This window comes from Novosphingobium album (ex Hu et al. 2023), from assembly GCF_022832385.1.
Taxonomy (GTDB): Bacteria; Pseudomonadota; Alphaproteobacteria; order Sphingomonadales; family Sphingomonadaceae; genus Novosphingobium; species Novosphingobium album.
This window is the reverse complement of the sequence record NZ_JALHLE010000059.1, coordinates 2501-5781: the sequence shown is the minus strand read 5'-3', so window position 1 is coordinate 5781 and position 3281 is coordinate 2501. Positions and strand designations below refer to the sequence as shown.

The 3281-nt window shown below is 53.4% G+C and carries 2 rRNA genes; both read right to left on the bottom strand.

The features are described 5' to 3' along the window. Positions 1–255: 255 nt before the first annotated feature. Positions 256–370, bottom strand: a 5S ribosomal RNA gene (gene rrf / locus MTR64_RS21115). A 110-nt stretch (positions 371–480) separates the two neighbouring features. Further along, positions 481–3271: ribosomal RNA gene (locus MTR64_RS21110) — 23S ribosomal RNA — on the bottom strand. Positions 3272–3281 lie beyond the last annotated feature (10 nt).

Below are 3281 nucleotides of genomic sequence, written 5' to 3'. Positions count from 1 at the left end.
CGACCTTCAGGTTATGAGCCTGACGAGCTACCGGGCTGCTCCACCCCGCGTCACCATGTGGGGCTGGATTTATCAGCCCGGAAGCGTTTTTTGATGTCCATTCCGACGATGTCGGCCTGTACGGCGGGCTGCTCCACCCCGAGTTAGTATGTGTGCGTCGTGTGTTGACGCAAAAAGGGCCCTTTTGGGGCCCTTTCGGCCAGTGTGGCCATGTCATCATGAATGGGTTTTTTTCAAAAGCGCGCCGGCTTCAATGCCTGGCGACGTCCTACTCTTCCAACGCTTGAGCGTTAGTACCATCGGCGCTGTCAGGTTTCACGGCCGAGTTCGAGATGGGATCGGGTGGGGCACTGACGCTATGGTCACCAAGCAATGGAGCTGGCGCGTTTTTGTAATCGATATCCGTGCAAGTCTTTATGTCTGGCTGGCTTTATCGTCCACCGGACATCCCTTGGCAGGGCTGTCATTGATGGTGGAATTCTCAAGCATGAACAGAGTTATTAGGACCGGTTAGCTCCATGCGTTACCGCACTTCCACACCCGGCCTATCAACGTGATGGTCTATCACGACTCGATGATACCTAATCTCGAGGGAGGCTTCCCGCTTAGATGCTTTCAGCGGTTATCCCTTCCATACATAGCTACCCTGCTGCGCGGCTGGCGCCACGACAGGTACACCAGAGGTATGTTCATCCCGGTCCTCTCGTACTAGGGACAACTCCTCTCAAGTATCGACGCCCACGGCAGATAGGGACCAAACTGTCTCGCGACGTTCTGAACCCAGCTCACGTACCACTTTAATTGGCGAACAGCCAAACCCTTGGGACCTGCTCCAGCCCCAGGATGTGATGAGCCGACATCGAGGTGCCAAACGATTCCGTCGATATGAGCTCTTGGGAATCATCAGCCTGTTATCCCCGGCGTACCTTTTATCCGTTGAGCGATGGCCCTTCCACGAGGGACCACCGGATCACTATGACCGACTTTCGTCTCTGCTCGACTCGTCAGTCTCGCAGTCAGGCAGGCTTATGCCATTGCACTCTTGCAGCCGGTTTCCAACCGGCCTGAGCCTACCATCGCGCGCCTCCGTTACTCTTTAGGAGGCGACCGCCCCAGTCAAACTACCCGCCACAGAGGGTCCCTGTACCGGATAACGGTACGAGGTTAGACATTAAAAAATCACAGGGTGGTATTTCACCTATGGCTCCACGACAGCTGGCGCCGTCGCTTCAAAGCCTCCCACCTATGCTACACAATAATTTTCCAATGCCACTCTGAAGCTGCAGTAAAGGTGCACGGGGTCTTTCCGTCTAACCGCGGGTACTCCGCATCTTCACGGAGAATTCAATTTCGCTGAGCATATCCTGGAGACAGTGGGGAAGTCGTTACGCCATTCGTGCAGGTCGGAACTTACCCGACAAGGAATTTCGCTACCTTAGGACCGTTATAGTTACGGCCGCCGTTTACCGGGGCTTCAATTCGGAGCTTGCACTCCTCCTCTTAACCTTCCGGCACCGGGCAGGCGTCAGACCCTATACGTCGTCTTGAAGCCGACTTAGCAGAGTCCTGTGTTTTTGCTAAACAGTCGCTACCCCCTGGCCTGTGCCCCCCACATCTGCTTGCGCAAACATGGGGCCTCCTTCTTCCGAAGGTACGGAGGCAATTTGCCGAGTTCCTTCAGGATACTTCTCTCAAGCGCCTTGGTATACTCTACCTGACCACCTGTGTCGGTTTCGGGTACGGTCTATACGGTGGGGCTATTTCCTGGAACCTCTTCAAAGCACAACCAATCCGATAAGGTTGTACAATACACGAGATCCGTCACACACCACCAGGCCCACGAATATTAACGTGGTTCCCATCGACTACCCCCTTCGGGCTCGTCTTAGGGGCCGGCTCACCCTGCTCAGATTAGCTTTAAGCAGGAACCCTTGGTCTTTCGGCGAGAGGGCATCTCACCCTCTTTATCGCTACTCATGTCAGCATTCGCACTTCCGATACGTCCACGGTCGGTTACCCTTCCGCTTCACTCGCTTACGGAACGCTCCGCTACCGCTCAGTCAAAGACTGAACCCTAAGCTTCGGTGCATCACTTTAGCCCCGTTACATTTTCGCCGCAGGAACCCTTATTTAGACCAGTGAGCTGTTACGCTTTCTTTAAAGGATGGCTGCTTCTAAGCCAACCTCCTGGTTGTTTTGGGATTCCCACATGCTTTCCCACTTAGTGATGACTTGGGGACCTTAGCTGTAGGTTAGGGCTGTTTCCCTTTTGACGACGGACCTTAGCACCCGCCGTCTGTCTGCCGGATAAGACTCGTTGGTATTCGGAGTTTGGTTAGAATTGGTAGATCTCGCGACCCCCGCATCCATCCAGTGCTCTACCCCCAACGGCATACATCCGACGCTCTACCTCAATAGATTTCGCGGAGAACCAGCTATTTCCCGGCTTGATTGGCCTTTCACCCCTAAACACAACTCATCCGAGAATTTTTCAACATTCAACGGTTCGGTCCTCCAGTGCGTGTTACCGCACCTTCAACCTGGTCATGCCTAGATCGCCGGGTTTCGGGTCTAATTCATCGAACTCAGTCGCCCTATTCAGACTCGCTTTCGCTGCGCCTACACCTAACGGCTTAAGCTTGCTCGATAAATTAAGTCACTGACCCATTATGCAAGAGGTACGCTGTCACTCCCTATGGAGCTCCAACTGCTTGTAAGCATTCGGTTTCAGGTACTGTTTCACTCCCCTCATCGGGGTGCTTTTCACCTTTCCCTCACGGTACTGTGTTCGCTATCGGTCATGTACGAGTATTTAGGCTTGGAGGGTGGTCCCCCCATGTTCAGACAGGATTTCACGTGTCCCGCCCTACTCGAGTCCTTTGTCCTCATTTTCGCATACGGGGCTGTCACCCGCTATGGCCACTCTTTCCAAAGTGTTCTGCTAGTTTAGACAAAGGCACTGGCCTGGTCCGCGTTCGCTCGCCACTACTAACGGAATCTCGGTTGATGTCTTTTCCTCTGGTTACTTAGATGTTTCAGTTCACCAGGTTCGCTTCACCAAGCCTATTTTATTCAGCTTGGGATACCTTATCCACCTCACTCATTATCCGATTTCTCGAACAACGAGAGAAATGGTGAAGGTGGGTTTCCCCATTCGGAAATCGCCGGATCAAAGTTTGCTCACAACTCCCCGACGCTTATCGCAGCGTGCCACGTCCTTCATCGCCTGTACATGCCAAGGCATCCACCAAATGCTCTTACCTCACGCTTGAGAATCCACA